The following is a 509-nucleotide window of genomic DNA, read 5'->3' as shown; positions in this document are numbered from 1 at the left end:
GACCTGCCGGCCGTGAGGCGCAGGCCGCCTTCGGCGTGGCGGGCGTGTACGTCGAGCGCCTGATGGTGAACGCCCGCCACATCGAGGTGCAGGTGCTGGGCGACGGTGCGGACGTGATCGCCCTGGGCGAGCGCGAATGCACGCTGCAGCGGCGCTTCCAGAAGCTGGTGGAGATCGCGCCCAGCCCGTCGCTGCCCGAGGCCTTGCGCCAGCGCATCATCCAGGACGCCCTGACCATGGCGCGCGAAGTGCGCTACGAGGGCCTGGGCACCTTCGAGTTCCTGGTGGATCTGGCGTCCAGCGATCTGCCCTACGTCTTCATCGAATGCAACCCGCGCCTGCAGGTCGAGCACACCATCACCGAGGAGGTGACGGGCGTGGACCTGGTGCAGGCGCAGATTGCATTGGCGGCCGGCCGCCACCTGCAGGGCCTGGGCCTGGACCCGGCGCAGCCGCCGCGCGCGCAGGGCCATGCCATCCAGTGGCGCATCAACGCCGAAACGCTGGAT

The 509-nt window shown here is 70.1% G+C and carries 1 protein-coding gene; it reads left to right on the top strand.

What is annotated here, in order from left to right:
- On the top strand, positions 1-509 hold a 509-nt coding region (locus tag ACDELDRAFT_RS23480), incomplete at both ends, for an ATP-binding protein (RefSeq protein ID WP_005802066.1).

Origin of the sequence: Acidovorax delafieldii 2AN (assembly GCF_000175235.1) — a bacterium.
Classification (GTDB): domain Bacteria; phylum Pseudomonadota; class Gammaproteobacteria; order Burkholderiales; family Burkholderiaceae_C; genus Acidovorax; species Acidovorax delafieldii_B.
Note: the sequence above shows the minus strand (reverse complement) of the source record. Positions and strands in the feature narration are given on the sequence as shown.